General features: G+C 38.0%; 16 protein-coding genes. 11 read left to right on the top strand and 5 right to left on the bottom strand.

The genetic code is table 11. The features are described from left to right. The first annotated feature begins 200 nt into the window (after positions 1-200). From BTA34_RS02595 to efeB, 6 genes are all read left to right on the top strand, one after another. Complete coding sequence (locus BTA34_RS02595) at positions 201-488, top strand: helix-turn-helix domain-containing protein (protein ID WP_151434375.1); 288 nt, start codon at positions 201-203, stop codon at positions 486-488. A 303-nt stretch (positions 489-791) separates the two neighbouring features. Beyond that, a complete protein-coding gene (locus tag BTA34_RS02590; RefSeq protein ID WP_151434374.1) occupies positions 792-1,349 on the top strand; it encodes an iron transporter in 558 nt (185 codons plus the stop codon). A gap of 68 nt (positions 1,350-1,417) precedes the next feature. After that, on the top strand, positions 1,418-1,765 hold the full coding sequence (locus tag BTA34_RS02585; protein ID WP_088493623.1) for a cupredoxin domain-containing protein: 348 nt from the start codon (positions 1,418-1,420) through the stop codon (positions 1,763-1,765). A 2-nt stretch (positions 1,766-1,767) separates the two neighbouring features. After that, entirely contained in the window at positions 1,768-2,604 is an 837-nt protein-coding gene (locus BTA34_RS02580; RefSeq protein ID WP_151434373.1) for an FTR1 family iron permease, read from the top strand. Next, complete coding sequence (locus BTA34_RS02575; RefSeq protein WP_151434372.1) at positions 2,594-3,517, top strand: EfeM/EfeO family lipoprotein; 924 nt, start codon at positions 2,594-2,596, stop codon at positions 3,515-3,517. Before BTA34_RS02580 ends, BTA34_RS02575 begins: the two co-directional genes overlap by 11 nt. Next, positions 3,507-4,772, top strand: coding sequence for an iron uptake transporter deferrochelatase/peroxidase subunit (gene efeB, locus BTA34_RS02570; protein WP_151434371.1), 1,266 nt, complete (start codon positions 3,507-3,509; stop codon positions 4,770-4,772). Before BTA34_RS02575 ends, efeB begins: the two co-directional genes overlap by 11 nt. A 64-nt stretch (positions 4,773-4,836) precedes the next feature. Here the strand turns inward: efeB and BTA34_RS02565 are convergent, their stop codons facing one another. Continuing rightward, entirely contained in the window at positions 4,837-5,526 is a 690-nt protein-coding gene (locus BTA34_RS02565) for an IclR family transcriptional regulator (RefSeq protein ID WP_151434370.1), read from the bottom strand. Between the two features lie 231 nt (positions 5,527-5,757). On the opposite strand from BTA34_RS02565, the gene BTA34_RS02560 reads away from it, so the two are divergent. From BTA34_RS02560 to htpX, 5 genes are all read left to right on the top strand, one after another. Further along, on the top strand, positions 5,758-8,094 hold the full coding sequence (locus BTA34_RS02560; protein ID WP_151434369.1) for a molybdopterin-containing oxidoreductase family protein: 2,337 nt from the start codon (positions 5,758-5,760) through the stop codon (positions 8,092-8,094). A 2-nt stretch (positions 8,095-8,096) separates the two neighbouring features. Continuing rightward, positions 8,097-8,648: a 4Fe-4S dicluster domain-containing protein gene (locus tag BTA34_RS02555; RefSeq protein ID WP_151434368.1), complete on the top strand. Its 552-nt coding sequence runs from the start codon at positions 8,097-8,099 to the stop codon at positions 8,646-8,648. Between the two features lie 2 nt (positions 8,649-8,650). Further along, complete coding sequence (locus BTA34_RS02550; protein ID WP_151434367.1) at positions 8,651-9,469, top strand: dimethyl sulfoxide reductase anchor subunit family protein; 819 nt, start codon at positions 8,651-8,653, stop codon at positions 9,467-9,469. Between the two features lie 286 nt (positions 9,470-9,755). Beyond that, complete coding sequence (locus BTA34_RS02545; protein ID WP_151434366.1) at positions 9,756-10,316, top strand: LemA family protein; 561 nt, start codon at positions 9,756-9,758, stop codon at positions 10,314-10,316. A gap of 76 nt (positions 10,317-10,392) precedes the next feature. Continuing rightward, complete coding sequence (gene htpX / locus BTA34_RS02540; protein WP_151434365.1) at positions 10,393-11,358, top strand: zinc metalloprotease HtpX; 966 nt, start codon at positions 10,393-10,395, stop codon at positions 11,356-11,358. Between the two features lie 117 nt (positions 11,359-11,475). Here htpX and BTA34_RS02535 read toward each other — a convergent pair whose 3' ends face one another. From BTA34_RS02535 to BTA34_RS02520, 4 genes are all read right to left on the bottom strand, one after another. Then, entirely contained in the window at positions 11,476-11,658 is a 183-nt protein-coding gene (locus BTA34_RS02535; protein WP_151434364.1) for a DUF2526 family protein, read from the bottom strand. 87 nt (positions 11,659-11,745) lie between these two features. Beyond that, the gene (locus tag BTA34_RS02530; RefSeq protein WP_151434363.1) at positions 11,746-12,978 is read right to left on the bottom strand and encodes an MFS transporter; all 1,233 of its coding nucleotides are present in this window, start codon (positions 12,976-12,978) and stop codon (positions 11,746-11,748) included. Between the two features lie 185 nt (positions 12,979-13,163). Further along, positions 13,164-13,934, bottom strand: coding sequence for an ABC transporter permease (locus tag BTA34_RS02525; protein WP_151434362.1), 771 nt, complete (start codon positions 13,932-13,934; stop codon positions 13,164-13,166). Beyond that, on the bottom strand, positions 13,931-14,866 hold the full coding sequence (locus BTA34_RS02520) for an ABC transporter ATP-binding protein (protein ID WP_109371621.1): 936 nt from the start codon (positions 14,864-14,866) through the stop codon (positions 13,931-13,933). Before BTA34_RS02520 ends, BTA34_RS02525 begins: the two co-directional genes overlap by 4 nt. Positions 14,867-15,519: the final 653 nt, after the last annotated feature.

Below are 15,519 nucleotides of genomic sequence, written 5' to 3'. Positions count from 1 at the left end.
TATCAAAATAGTTTAATGAAAATTAATATCATCTTATAACGTGATGGGTATAAATAATTCATCCAATTAACCGATAACACAGTAGTATGGATTTTACTCATTCAAGCCGGAGCGCTTGTTTATTTTGAAGATCCACACGGAAACTTGATATTCAATTTATTGAGTATTATTGGTGGTTGATAGGAAGAATGAGGTCACTAATGTCAAAAATTTATCCCATTTCTCAAATTATTGGGCATAAAATTCGTAAACAACGCCAGCAACTTCGCTTGTCAGCAAAGGTTGTCGCTGAACGAGTCGGTATTAGCCAGCAACAATTTTCACGTTATGAGAATGGGCTATGTAAGATTGATGTTGATATGCTCTTTCATATTGCACAAGAGCTAAAAGTCACCCCTGCATTTTTCCTACCGCAAAATGAAGAGCAAGTTTCTGCCGTGGCACTGACACAATCCAAACAGTTTTGGAGCGCTCAAAGTCAGATTTAATCTTCTTAGTATGGAAATCTTCTCTTTTATCTTCTTATTATGATAAATAAGATTTCCATATATCATTCTTAATTAGATAATCTCACTGGGTGTTATTACCTATAATTATCAATTCCATTCATATATTTATTTCAGAACAACAAATTTTTTTCTTTTATAAAAGAAAATGTTATCACTATTTTTACTGATTTTCCGGCCAGCTTAAGCGATATTTTTCGTATAGATTATCTCCTATTTCTAATACAAATTATGTTAACCTTATTAAGAATAATAACAATTATCATTCAATAATAGGGGTTAAACATGAAATATCGCTATGCGCTCTCTCTCACTGCTCTCTCATTTTTTTCTGCGTCCGCTCTTGCTGTTGAGTATCCCGTTGGTCATCCTATTCTTAAAAATGGTATGGAAATTCAAGGGGTTTATCTGCAACCTATCACCATGGATATCGAAGAAAGTCATCATGCGATGAATCACTTGGCTGCTGATAAAGCAGATATCCATTTAGAAGCAGATATTCATGCCACAGAAGATAATCCAAATGGATTTGCTGAAGGTGATTGGATCCCTTACCTCACCATTGAATACACCGTAACAAAATCCGATGCTCCTGCAAAAAAACAGCAAGGTACATTTATGGCGATGGTTGCCAATGATGGCCCTCACTATGGTGAAAACCTTAAACTGGACGGAAATGGTCAATATAACGTGACCTATAAGATTTACCCGCCTTCATACAACAAAGATATCGCTTTTGGTCGTCATATCGATAAAGAAACGGGTGTATCACCTTGGTTTGAACCGTTTGAAGTATCTTGGGATTTCACCTATAGCGGTACAGGTCGTAAAGGTAGTTACTAATTAGCTTCATAACGGATAAATCCAACCATTTGGATTTATCCTTTTTCTCTTTTTTAAGTGAAACGCTGATGATCAAAACTCTCTCTAAATATACATTATTACTACTCTTAATGGTGACATCCTCTGTTTTTGCAGCAGAGAAATACACCGTTGAATTAGAAATGAAAGATGGCGAGCTTATTCCCCAAGTACTTGAAGTCCCTGCTAAAACACCCATACGAATAAAAATTCGTAATACAGGCACTAGCCCTGTTGAATTTGAAAGTACACAACTACGTAAAGAAAAAGTATTAGCACCGGGCGCCAATTCTGTCGTTGTAATCGCACCACTAAAACCAGGCCGTTACACCTTCTTTGATGATTTTCACCTTTCTCATCCTCAAGGTGAAATTGTTGCAACTGAAAAGGCAGAGTAATTATGGGACAAGTTCTGTTTGTTGTTTGGCGAGAAAGTTTTGAAGCGCTATTAGTGGTAGGCATTATTTATGCGTGGATAAAACGCTCACCAACACCACAACAAGGTATGAAATATTTATGGGGTGGTGTGGCATTTGGGTTATTTCTTGCCATTATTCTAGCGCTAAGTATTTATGGCGTATTTAGCTCACTCGAAGATATGTGGCAATCTCTATTTATGATCGCAATGGAGATCCTCGCTTGCGTACTTATTGTACAGATGGTTTATTGGATGAATGGGCAAGGAAAATCATTAAAAGCAAATATAGAAAATGAACTCACCCAAAAAACACAGCAACAAAGTGCATGGGGTATTTTATTAATTATTGCCATTGCGATTGCCAGAGAAGGCAGCGAAGTAGTGGTCTTCCTCTCTAGCCATATTATGGCCCTCAATGCACAAACAGCACTGCCTTTCTTTATTGAGGTCTTTATTGGCTTACTTGTCGCTGCGTTCACACTGTGGCTATTTTTGCTGACTTCAAAAGTTATTTCATGGCGCTATTTCTTTACCGTAACAGGATTTTTATTACTATTCCTTGCCGTTTCTCTGTTATTAAAAGCCGTAGAAGAAATTGCCAATCTATTGATTGAAATGGATTTTGAATTACCTGATTTCTTTATTTATCCACTTTGGGATATTAGCCATATTCTTGATGATTCCAGTGTCTTTGGTAACTTTTTAGTCTCGTTTTTTGCTTATCGCTCTCAACCCATTGGTTTAAGCGTGGTGACATTTATTGTGTATTGGGTGGTTGTAGCACTGTTATTTAAGCGAGGCGCTCGCCATGCTAAATAATGTAAAGTTGCTAAGTAAAAAGATCACCGTTTTTCTATTTATCTTGTTGTTTTCTTTTCCTATTTATGCGGAAAAAATTATTCAGGGTATTATTCAAGATAGCGACAATATCGTTATTGCCAAAGGGGATATCCCCACTCCTAAAAAGTTTGAAAGCGATATTTTAAATTACCGAGAAAAGGCGGTTGAACAATTAACGCTAGTTGAAAAATCGCTCGATAAATTAATCGAAAGCAGCGAAAAAAATCAGCTTATTAATGCACAAAATGCTTATCAACAAGCGCATTATCATTATGAAGTGATCCGCCCTATTATTGCCCTTTTTGGTACAAGCGAACGTTTATTGAATAATCGAGCCGATTTCTTTCTTGAAAGAGAAAATTCACCTCGTTTTTCAGGATTTCATTTAGTTGAATATCAACTGTTTAAATTAAAAGATCTTCAAAAAGCCACCGAATCGGCAAAAGCCCTTTTAAGAGGCATTAGTGACTTAAAAAAACGTGTCGCGATTGAAGATATTCCTATCCCTAAATTGGTTCAGTCTGCGGGTGATAGCTTAGAGTTTATTTTAACTGACAAACTCGCTGGTATTGAAAATCAATATTCAAACAGCGATCTGGGTGATAGTTATGCCAATTTATCTGGATCGCGCTTAATCGTAGAGATCTTATCTAATCATATTCCAACAACAGAATATCAACAGCTTATCAAACAATATGACGATATAGGGGCTTTGCTTTTAAAATATCAGCGCGATGAAGGTCTATTCCAGCCTTTAACAGCGCTTCCTGAAACAGAAAAAAGTTGGCTTTTTTCTCAAGTAACACAATTGGCAGAGCAAGTGGCAAACTTACGTAGCACGCTCAATATTGATGTTTACTATCACTATAAAGAAACAAGTGATGAAAAATAAAACGCTCTTTAAATCGCTATCAAAAAACCCTGTTAATCTCAATAAACGTACAACGTTAAAGTGGTTAGGAGGGAGTCTATTACTCGCCAGTATGGGAGCGAAAGCAGTAGAAAAACAAGAGTCTTTATCTACTCCTCGCTATCAACGGGCTATTGCCTATTTAGGTCAACATCAAGCGGGTGTTATTACACCAGAACAAAAGCATGCTTCATTGATTGCACTTAATCTGACAGTAACAAACGCTGATGATGTAAAAAGAATATTCACAACACTGACACAACGAATTGCATTTTTAACTCAACCCAGAGAACTTCAACAACGGGCTAATCCACATCTTCCTCCTGCTGAATCCGGCATTTTAGGAACACAATTACACCCCGATGAATTAACCGTCACAGTCGCTTTAGGTGATAGTTTTTTTGATAGTCGTTTTGGTTTTCAAGCTAAAAAACCTAAGCGCTTAGAACCAATGAAACCCTTTCCTAATGACCGGCTCGATCCTAAATGGTGTGGGGGTGATGTATTACTGCAACTTTGTGCAAATAGCCCAGAAAGCGTGATTTATGCGCTAAGGGATATTTTAAAACACCTGTCAGGAAAGGTTTATGCTGTATGGAAAATCGATGGTTTTCTTCCTGCCCGTGATATCGATAATCGACAAACACCGATTAATCTTTTTGGTTTTAAAGATGGCTCTGGCAACGCGCCCTCTTCAGACAATAGCTTGATGGACTCTCTTGTTTGGATCACCGAGAAACAAAAAGAGCCACAATGGTGTTTAGGCGGGAGTTATCAAGCTGTTCGCCTTATTCGTTTTGCTTTGGAGTTTTGGGATAGAACACCGCTTGAAGATCAAGAAAATAACTTTGGTCGCCATCGCTCAACTGGAGCACCAATAGGCATGAAGCAAGAGATGGACGATCCGCAATTTGAAAAAGATCCACACGGTGACAGAGTGCTATTTGATTCTCATATGCGACGGGCTGAACCCAGAAACCCAGAGCGTTATAGTGCCAAATTACGCCGACGCAGTTATAGCTACTCATTAGGATTAACGCCTTCGGGGCAGCTCGATATGGGGCTGATCTTTATCTCGTTTCAAAATAACCTTAAAAAAGGTTTTATTGATACCCAAAAACGTTTAGACGGTGAACCCTTAGAGCGTTATATCAAACCTTTTGGTGGCGGATATTACTTTGTGTTACCCGGTATATCTCAAGAAGGTGACATTCTGGCGAAAGGGCTATTCGATTAATCAACACATAATTTTAGGCACTTTGCTTTTAATGCAAAAGTGCCTAAATACGTTCTTTAGCAAATTAGCGGGAGAAATGCGCCATTTTTGCTTTTAATGCATTGCCTAGCTCCACTTGCCTTTCAGGTTCAATAAATCCCATCGTCAATACTGCCGCTACCATTTCCCCTTTTTTATTAAACACAGGGCATGAAATAGATTGCGCGCCTGGAATACCATCAGCAGGCTCCTGACGAATAGCAAAACCTTGTTGGCGAATAGTATTTTGCTGATTTTGTGATAAATCTGCTTCAATCCTCAAATCACTAAAGGTAGCAAAAACAGCACCTGCGGCACTAATTTTATGAGGAACAGGAGTATCAGGCAAAAAATCGATATCAACATGTTTAAAACTACGGTTGTAACGTGTTAAAAACAATTGATTACCTTGAGGTATCACCAATCCCGTAGACATATTATGTTCATCTCTAAACTCACATAATAGCTGATTAATCTCATCCACAAAGGATTGTGGTTTTGGCGTTGCCTGTGCTAAAAAAAGAATTTTACTCCCCAAACAATACTGGCTTCCTTCACTCTCTTGATACAGCATTTCTGAGCGACAAAGTGAAACTAAATACTTATGTAAGCGACTTTTTGAAAGCGAACAGGCTTTTGCAATATCTGACGATCGGGCAATACCTCCATTCGACGCAATAAATTCGAGAATGGTAATAGCGATATCAACCGAGTTAACTCCTTGAGAATTCTGCATTTATTTTCTTTACACCTATTCGTTATTTACTTTGTTTTATGACGATATCCCATTATTCTTTTTTTGTCATTTTTACTAGTTTATTTCACTAAAACCTTATTTTAAATAGGGCTTTTTAATCATTTTCTATCGATTATTTTCTTTGTCTATTTTTAGATGATCTAACTCAAGGTTAACCATATATGAATTGAGTTTATATATAGTTAACTTTTCTTGTGCGTGAGAATGTCTATGTCTAAAAATCAAACATGGGAATTAAATAGAAGAATGTTGTTAAAAGGAATGGGCGCCATTGGCGTGGCAGCTCTTTCTCCTAACGCGTTCAGTCTAGTTAATGAAAATAAACCCATATATAACCAAAAAATTCGGATCAAATTATCAGAATATAAAACCTTTCGTTCAACCTGTGCGATGGAATGTTTGCACTGTAACCTAACAGCTTTTACGCATAATGGGCAACTTATCAAAGTTGAAGCCACTGAAGGCTTTAATGTGAAATGTTGTTTGCGTGGTATGAGCCGAACTAAGTGGGTATACCATAAAGATCGTTTAACCACACCTTTATTACGCGTTGGTGAAAAAGGGAAAGCGGAGTTTAAGCCAATCAGTTGGAATGAAGCGCTTGATCTTATTGAAAAGAATATCAGAGAAACCATTGATAAGTTTGGTAATGAGGGGCTATTTATCTCCACTCATGCGGGCAATATGGACTCGATTAAAAATGATATGGGTAAGGCGTTTTTCGATTATTTAGGAGGCTCCACAAAGCAAGCTGGCTCGCTATGCTGTTCCGCGGTAACAGCAGCGATGATCCCAATGGTCGGTCTACGCTATGCAGATACTCGAGATACGGTAAAAGATAGTCGCTATATTCTTTGTTGGGGTAATAACCCAGCCGTCACTATGCAAGCCTATTTTAAAAATTACAACCAAGCTCGCCGCAATGGCGCCAGAATGGTAGTTATTGATCCTCGCTTTAATGAAACTGCCGCTAAAGCCGATGAATGGATCCCAATTGTACCCGGTACAGATACCGCGCTCGCATTAGGGATGATCAAAATTATCATTGAAGAAAATCTCACTGATAAGCCTTTTTTACGGGCGCATACAGGTGCTGTTTATCTTGTTAACTCACAGCAAAAGCTATTACGCCAATCTGATGATGATCAAGATAGTTATCTGGTTTTTGATACCTTAAGTCAGCAACTTGTTCACCATGAAACACCAAATATTGTTCCTGCGTTAACTCATGATGAACTGCCCGCTAATGCTGAGTATATGACTGTCTTTGAGCAAATTTATCAACAGGCACAACCTTGGACTGTTGATAAAACCAGCCAAGAAACGGATATTCCAAAAGAAACGATCATTCGTTTAGCTCGCGATTATGCCACCACTAAACCAGCAATGATTGTACAAAATATGTCAGGCGCTCAACGAACAGAGTTCGGTGCTTATGTCGCAGCCAGCCAGTTTTATCTTGCGTTATTAACAGGCAACATCGGTAAAAAAGGTGCCGGAATTTGTGATGCGGGCGGCGCTCGTCAAATGGCGAAATTTAGCCCGATTATTCCACCAGCACCGAATGCCAAACCCATTAAACCAATCCCAGTTGCCAAAGTCGGTGATTGGATTGTCAATGAAAGACCACACCCTATTAATTTTTGGTGGATCATGACAATGGGGGTGATGACGCAGCTTCCTAACACCAATATGGTGCGTAATGCACTGAAAAAAGTTCCTTTTGTTGTTGTCGCAGATAACTTGATGTCATCCACGGCACTTTATGCCGATCTTGTACTTCCTGTTACCACGATTTTTGAAGATACCAGTTTAATGGCGGGTGTTCGTAGTCAATATGTACAATTAATGGAAAAAGCGGTGGAGCCACCTGGAGAAGCAAAACCTGATTATTGGATCTTTGCTCGTCTTGCTGAGCGCTTTGGCTTTGGTGAAGTCTTTAATCAGCCCATCGAACATTACATTGATGCTTGTCTTAAAGGTTCTGGCATTACTCGTGAAATGCTTGAAAAAGGACCAGTACGCCCAGTTGAAGGTGATTGGGTTCCCTTTAAAGATGGCATTTTCCGTACTTCAACGAAAAAAGCGCACTTCTTTATTGAAGAGTGGCAGAGCAAAAATTTCTCCCCTATTGTCACCTATTACCCAGTAAAAGAATCGACAAAAGGTTCCCCTGAACTTGCCAAAAAATATCCACTTATGGCGGTACAACGCAAACTTGCCCGTAGTGTTCACTCCAGTCATGGTATGAATGAATGGATCTTAGAAGTACAGCGCAATCAGCCTAATATTCTTATCCATCCTAATGATGCCTTAGCTCGTGGCATTAAAGATGGTGAATGGGCTATCGCGTTTAATGATCGAGGCGAACACCGCGCGATTGCCGTTGTGACCACTCATATTAAGCAAGGTGTTATCTCATTAGACAATGGATGGTGGGAGCAACAAGGCGGAAGTAGTAGCCATGTTACCAACGATCACGTAGAGCCTTTAGGTAATGGTCATTGCTGTAATAGCACCTTAGTTAACGTAAGACGGGAGGCATGATCATGGCGAAGAAACAGTATGGTTTTCTGATAAACACCAAAGATTGCTACGGTTGTCGCACCTGCTCTATGGCATGTAAATCTGAAAACGCCACACCACCCGGAGTACTATGGCGTCGTGTTCGTGAATTCAACGAAGACCAACCTAATGCCCAAGCTTTCATTACTATGTCTTGTAACCATTGTGATGATCCACAATGCCTGAAAGTCTGTCCTGCTGACACTTATACCAAACGTGAAGATGGTATTGTTGTGCAAGATCATGACAAATGTATTGGTTGCCAAATGTGTATTATGGCCTGTCCCTATAATGCACCGGTTTATGATCCCGTTGAAGGTAAAACCAGTAAATGCAATATGTGTGCAGATAGACTGGATGAAGGCTTGAAACCGCGTTGTGTTGAATCTTGCCCTACTAGCGCCATTGAGTTTGGTGAAATTGAAGATCTACGTAAAAAACATACAACAAATTGGGCTTTATTGGAAAAACGCTATGGCGTTCCTGATCACACCATCAGTCATCCTAATATTGTCATTATTGGTATGGAGGATTAATTATGCATGATTATCAACTGCCGTTAGTCCTGTTTACGGTGATGAGCCAATGGGGTATTGGCGCGGTATTAGCGCTTTCACTGTATCTATGGCAAAACCAGACTCAAAACGTTGCAATGCTAAGTACTAAAGCATTACGAACAACCGTTGCGTTAATTTGGTTAATTGAAGTTGTTGGCTCCTCAATGTCGATGGGGCACTTAGGTGATCCGCTGGGTGCTTATCGTTCTGTTTTAGGTATTGCCCATTCTTGGTTAAGTCGCGAAGCCATTGCCTTTGTGATGCTAAATGGATTGATTTCATTATGGGCATTAGCGAGTTGGGTACAGCCCCATGCTATTCACCGTAATAGTTTGATTGGATTATTTTGTGGTGTGATTGGTTTGCCTGTGATTTTGGTTACGGCACAAATCTATTACCAAATGCAGGCACACCCGTTATGGCATACGCCAGCAACACAAATTAGCTTTATTGGTACAGCGTTGTTACTGGGTTTTGGATCGATGATCCCTTGGTTACGTTTACAAGGTAAAACCATTAGCAATGCATTAAAAATAGGAACATTAATCGGCGCATTATTAGTACTTGTGGGAGTCGTTATAAGAGCGCAAGTAGCCGGTGCAGATGTAGCAAGCCTATTATTATGGTGGCAAGTCATTGCTAGTCTGATGATGGGTATTTGTATTATTACGTTGTCTCACAGTGCGTTATTTAGCAAAACATCACTCTCTATTATCGCTATTTTGATGCTTTTTAGTGGCGAAATTGCAGGCAGGATGTTGTTCTATGGCAATGTAATGGCGCAAGCTCCTTGGTTCTAAGTGTGTTATCTCTCTAAGTTAAATTGCATGGTTAAATGACAGGGTTTAAATCACTGAAGTAAATCAATTAGTTAGCTTGCTTATTTAACCTTGTTTTCATCCCCGATGTTTCACTTGATATTTTTATTTACCTTAACATTACCTTTAATTTGCCCCGAATTTATTTGGGGTATTTTTTTATCTTTGATGAAATAATCATCTAGCTATCTTTATCAATAATAGGCAAAATTAACATTAATCATTTAGCACAATTCCCTGTTTACTATTAAAAAAGAGAGCGCTTCGCATGACTGGATTAATTATTACCATCGCGTTACTGGGTCTTATTTTTTATTATTACAACCGTATTATCTCTATGCGTGAAGCGGTTATCTCCAGTGAAACTGAAATTTCAGTACAATTAGATCGTCGTGGCAAAGTGTTCGATAGTTTATTAGCCACTGTTAAAAAATACCTTAGCCATGAGTCTGAAGTATTTACTAAAATCACTGAATTAAGAACACAAGCTCAAAGCACAAATACTAAAGAAGCCAAAGCGGCTGAAGATGAATTATCAAAAATTGTCTCAAGTGGTGCCATTAATGTGGCGGTTGAAAATTACCCTGAATTAAAATCCGACACTATCATGGCAAATTTACAAGAAGAGATTGTTTCAACAGAAAATAAACTCTCTTTTGCAAAGCGTGGTTACAACCGTACTTTAGAGCAATACCGTGCTTTCATCGCTTCTATTCCTGCGGTATTTATCGTCAAAATTTTCCCAAGCCTTGTTATTGATAAAGAGTACTGGCGTCTTGATGAAGGAACCATTAAAGCGGAAGAAGCGCGCCGCATTAATTTCGATTAATTTGCTGGTGGTAAGAGAGATTTATTACTACTAGATTGATAAAAACAGCACTTAGCGGTGCTGTTTGGAGTCACTAATGGATTTCAGAAATGTTCTACGAAAAAATGCTATTCGAACTCGTTTTGTTATAGCAACATATTTACTGTTAATGCTTATGATCGGTTTACTGGTGGATACGGCTATTGGTGCCAATCCTTATTTAGATCTTACCGATAATATGTTGGCATTTCTGACGTTTCAATCTCTTCCCATTGCTTCATTAATTATTCTCGCTATCTCGATTTTATTGCTTATCTTTATTCATTTTAAAGGGCATAAAATTATGCTCACGGGAATGAATGCGCGATTAATTAGCCCTGATGACACTTTAAATGCACAAGAGCGCCAGCTCCTTAATATTGTTGAAGAGCTTAGTTTAAGTGCAACTCTTGGCTACATTCCTAAACTCTATCTTCTTGATACACCAGAAGCGAATGCCTTTGCAGCTGGCTGGTCTGAGAAAAATGCCTTTATTGGTGTAACAACAGGCTTATTAAATCGTCTTAATCGCCAAGAAGTACAAGCAGTATTAGCGCATGAAACCGGGCATATTATTCATGGTGATTCACGACTGACGTTATATGTTGGCATATTAGCTAACGTTATTCTGACAGTAACTAATATCTTTGGTAGTCGCTTATATATTGCCTCTGGTAACCGCGGTGGTAAAAGTAATGATGCAGCAAGCAAAGCGCGACTCATTTTAATTATTCTCAACTTGGTTTTACCGATCATTACACAGGTGCTCTATTTCTATTTATCTCGCACCCGTGAATATATGGCAGATGCTGCTGCGGTTGATTTAACCCAAGATAATCAAGCGATGATTAATGCATTAAAGAAAATTTCAGCACAACATGACACTGAAAATTTTGAAGATGGTTCGACGGGACGTGCTTATCGTAAAGCGGCCTTTATTTTTAATAAAGGAGATTCGTTTTTCTCAACGCATCCCTCTATTGAAAATAGGATCGCAGTGTTAGAAGGTCGAAAAACGTTTTAATTCATATTGATACAATGCTGTAAAAAGAAAAAAGCGTTTGCACCCTATTAATAAACAGGTGAAAACGCTTTTTCTTATTTCTTAGCTTTCTTAGCAATTTTCTTAGCGACAATCCAATTAACGTTGTTTTTCACCGTGATGGAAAATAGCCGTACGCAAACGCTCTTGTTGCTCATAACGCAGTGGAAATTCAATTGTTTTATCTTTACCTAATTCCACTAAAAGTTCGTTCATGGTTTGAATACTGGTTGTCGCAATAGCATCATCAACCTGTTTAACCACTTCATCATAATGAGACATCGTTATCTCCTTTTTCTCATAAAAATCTTAACTGCTATCATATTACAAGAAGGAGAAATTCTATATTTTTAGTCGCACAAAGCATGACTAAATTGAGTTAAGTGGTTTATTTTTTGTCTCTTGACCCAATAACATCACCGCTAATATTCCAATCACTATCGAAAAACTGAAAATCAGAAATATAGAGCTTATTTCAAATTGATATTGAACCAAATATCCCACCATTAAAGGTCCTAATATTCCACCAATACGCCCTATTGCGGTTGCTGTTCCGGCACCAGTTGTCCGAATTCCATCGGGGTATTGTTCTGGTGTATAAGCATATAAAGCCCCCCACGCGCCCAAATTAAAGAACGATAACAACATACCGAAAATAAGCAATGTTGCAGTAGAGTCAGCCACACTGAAATAATAAGCACTAATGGCGGTTCCAGCTAAATAAGTCACTAAAACAAACTTTCGCCCATAGCGCTCAATTAACCAAGCTGCCGTAAAATAACCAGGCAACTGCGCTAATGTCATAATAAGCACGTATTGGAAGCTCTTAATTAAACTAAAACCTTTTAACATCGCAACACTAGGCAACCACAAGAAAATACCGTAATAAGAGAAAACCACACAAAACCATAAGATCCACAACATTAACGTTGAGCGTCGATATTGTGGTGACCAAATTAATGCCATTGATTGGCGAATGGATAAACGTGTTTTTTTCTGTGAAATAGACGATGAGGTAGGTTCGGGTAATTTTGAGCGTAAATAGAGGGCATATACCGCAGGTAATGCGCTTAATAGCATAGCCATACGCCAGCCATAATCAGGAATAATAAAATAAGCAATCAACGCAGCAATTAGCCAACCGACCGCCCAAAAACTCTCTAATAAAACAACAATACGACCTCGTTCATGGGTTTCAACGCTTTCACTAACAAGTGTGGAAGCAACAGGTAATTCTCCACCTAATCCCATTCCGATAAAAAAGCGTAAAACAAGTATCACCATCAAAGAGCTTGCTAATGCTGTTAATCCACAACCTAAGCTAAACAGCAATAAAGTAAAGATAAAAACAGGTTTGCGCCCTTTTCTATCTGCCATAATGCCAAACACAAATGCACCAACAGCCATTCCAATTGAGTTTACACTACCAATCCAACCCAATTGTGATGCCGTTAATCCCCAATCTTCTTTTAATGCTGTGAGTAAAAAAGCCAATAATCCCACATCCATGGCATCAAAAGTCCATCCCATACCTGCGATACATAAAAGCTTATTACGAGAGATTGCCTCAGGCGCTTTGCCTGTTTGGCTTGCCGTTGTCATTACATTTCCTTTCCATCCCGATTAAAGTGTTTAGTATACTAAACAAGAAAAATCATTTTGTTAATAGAGAAGTCATTTTTTAAATAAAAATTAACATTTATGCTGAAAAAATAGCTAAAAAAAATCGGTACCTCTAGTTAAGGTACCGATTTCAACTTTTATCACTTTTTCTTTTGTTTTTTTGATTAGCTTCTTAAACCGCGACCTTTTTCAATTAAATACCATGCAATCACATAAAACGCAGCAATAAAAAGACACAGTACGCTAATCGTCACTGTTAAAGAGACATCGGTAATTCCCAGAAAACCATAACGGAAACCGCTTATCATATAAACAATCGGGTTTAATTTAGATACCCCTTGCCAGAATTCAGGTAAGAGTGACAGTGAGTAGAACACGCCACCTAAATAGGTTAATGGTGTTAAAACAAACGTTGGAATAATACTAATATCATCAAAGGTTTTCGCAAAAATCGCATTTAATAATCCTGCGAGAGAAAACACAATGGAGGTCATCAGTAATGTCACAACGACCATTGTCCAAGAATGTATTTCCAATGGCACAAAAAACAGTGAAATTACCGTCACTAATACTCCGACACAAATACCACGAGCAACACCCCCACCAACAAAACCCGCAATAACAACATGCGTTGGAACAGGTGAAACTAATAATTCTTCAATGCTACGTTGGAATTTAGCACCAAAAAAGGAAGAGGAAACATTGGCATAAGAGTTTGTTATTACTGCCATCATAATCAGGCCAGGAACAATAAACTGCATATAATCTACGCCCCCCATATCGCCAATTCGTTTACCAATGAGGTTCCCGAAAATAACGAAATAGAGAGACATTGTTATCACTGGTGGAATTAATGTTTGCACCCAAATACGCCCAAAACGGGTGACTTCTTTAATCCAAATTGTTTTGAGGGCTACCCAATACAGCTGAATCATTCCCTCTCTCCTTCTACGGTATGATCTTCATTCACTAAATGAACAAATAATTCTTCAAGACGATTGGCTTTATTTCTCATACTTAATACTTGAATACCTTGTGCATTAAGTTGAGCAAAAACACTGTTTAATCCTTGTTCTCTTTTAACATCGACTTCTAAAGTCGATGTATCAACCAAGCGATATTGATAATTTTGTAATTCAGGCAATGGGCTTTTAGGTGCTAAGTCTAAAATAAATGTTTCAGACTCTAATTTACTTAATAAACCTTTCATACTGGTATTTTCAACCAGCTCGCCACGTTGAATAATACCAATATTCCGACACAGCATTTCTGCTTCTTCTAAATAGTGAGTCGTTAAAATAATGGTGGTACCTTCAGCATTTAATTGTTTTAAAAACGTCCACATTGAGCGACGTAATTCAATATCAACACCTGCTGTTGGTTCATCAAGAATAAGCAATTTAGGTTGGTGCATTAACGCACGCGCAATCATTAAACGGCGCTTCATTCCTCCAGATAAAAAACGCGCTCTATCATCACGTTTTTCCCACAAATCTAACTGAGTTAAGTAAATTTCGGCACGTTCTAGCGCTAATTTACGAGGTACACCATAATAACCCGCTTGGTTGAGAACAATTTGTAATACGGTTTCAAAAGGGTTGAAATTGAACTCTTGTGGCACTAATCCTAACTGGCGTTTTGCATTGACCATATCGGTATCGGTGTCATAACCAAACACTTTTACTTTGCCGCTACTCTTATTGACTAACGAGCTAATAATACCAATCGTGGTCGATTTACCCGCACCATTAGGACCTAATAAAGCATAGAAATCGCCAGCCTCAACGGTGAGGTTAATACCTTTTAGCGCTTTTACGCCATTGTGATAAGTTTTCGTTAACTCCGTTAACTCCAATGCATACGTCATAAGTGGGAATTACCTTTTATCAACTGCATTATTCAGCATTGACTGAGCTGAAATCAGAAAATAGCTATTCAACTAAACCTTGCTAATGCTACGTATTGCTCACACGCTTTGAATTAGAAAATAAGCTTAGTTCAATAGGATCAAAATGGAATAAGGATATTCTAGAGAAAATAAAGTCGTAAATAAACCGTTTTAGGGTTTATGACACAAACGAATAAATAAATTTTTCTTAACTATTGTAATAATAAAGAATAAGAGCTGCAGAGAAAATAAATTAGCCATCAAGGCTCTAGGTTGTTTTATTTCTTACTGATATTCTGATGTTTTTATAAATTTATCCCTCAGTGCAATCATGTAGCCTAATTGATACCAATAAAATTATTGCCCTTGTTTCTCAATCTTACTGATAGATATTACCTTGCCATTTATCGCCCCAATCAATAATGCTGATTATTTTTTATCATTTTGGCTTTCAGTGTAAAAATAAAACCAATAATCATGAACATTAGATTTATTTATATAATATTTATAAGTGTCTATTTTTGAATAATACAACAGCAGGTTTAACAACCAGTTATCTTTTTATACATTTGATTTACATCAAGGAATGTATTGATAAATTCATTAAACAAATGCTATAAAAAGATCTATCT

Source organism: Proteus sp. CD3, assembly GCF_008808075.1.
GTDB lineage: Bacteria > Pseudomonadota > Gammaproteobacteria > Enterobacterales > Enterobacteriaceae > Proteus > Proteus appendicitidis.
The sequence above is the reverse complement of the archived record's forward strand: the minus strand, read 5'-3'. Positions and strand labels throughout refer to the sequence as shown.

Coding starts and splice junctions, on each gene's coding strand:
- BTA34_RS02590 (WP_151434374.1), top strand. CDS start 792: ATGAAATATCGCTATGCGCTCTCTCTCACTGCTCTCTCATTTTTTTCT.
- BTA34_RS02555 (WP_151434368.1), top strand. CDS start 8,097: ATGGCGAAGAAACAGTATGGTTTTCTGATAAACACCAAAGATTGCTAC.
- efeB (WP_151434371.1), top strand. CDS start 3,507: ATGAAAAATAAAACGCTCTTTAAATCGCTATCAAAAAACCCTGTTAAT.
- BTA34_RS02535 (WP_151434364.1), bottom strand. CDS start 11,658: ATGTCTCATTATGATGAAGTGGTTAAACAGGTTGATGATGCTATTGCG.
- BTA34_RS02575 (WP_151434372.1), top strand. CDS start 2,594: ATGCTAAATAATGTAAAGTTGCTAAGTAAAAAGATCACCGTTTTTCTA.
- htpX (WP_151434365.1), top strand. CDS start 10,393: ATGGATTTCAGAAATGTTCTACGAAAAAATGCTATTCGAACTCGTTTT.
- BTA34_RS02580 (WP_151434373.1), top strand. CDS start 1,768: ATGGGACAAGTTCTGTTTGTTGTTTGGCGAGAAAGTTTTGAAGCGCTA.
- BTA34_RS02525 (WP_151434362.1), bottom strand. CDS start 13,934: ATGATTCAGCTGTATTGGGTAGCCCTCAAAACAATTTGGATTAAAGAA.
- BTA34_RS02520 (WP_109371621.1), bottom strand. CDS start 14,866: ATGACGTATGCATTGGAGTTAACGGAGTTAACGAAAACTTATCACAAT.
- BTA34_RS02530 (WP_151434363.1), bottom strand. CDS start 12,978: ATGACAACGGCAAGCCAAACAGGCAAAGCGCCTGAGGCAATCTCTCGT.
- BTA34_RS02595 (WP_151434375.1), top strand. CDS start 201: ATGTCAAAAATTTATCCCATTTCTCAAATTATTGGGCATAAAATTCGT.
- BTA34_RS02545 (WP_151434366.1), top strand. CDS start 9,756: ATGACTGGATTAATTATTACCATCGCGTTACTGGGTCTTATTTTTTAT.
- BTA34_RS02565 (WP_151434370.1), bottom strand. CDS start 5,526: ATGCAGAATTCTCAAGGAGTTAACTCGGTTGATATCGCTATTACCATT.
- BTA34_RS02585 (WP_088493623.1), top strand. CDS start 1,418: ATGATCAAAACTCTCTCTAAATATACATTATTACTACTCTTAATGGTG.
- BTA34_RS02560 (WP_151434369.1), top strand. CDS start 5,758: ATGTCTAAAAATCAAACATGGGAATTAAATAGAAGAATGTTGTTAAAA.
- BTA34_RS02550 (WP_151434367.1), top strand. CDS start 8,651: ATGCATGATTATCAACTGCCGTTAGTCCTGTTTACGGTGATGAGCCAA.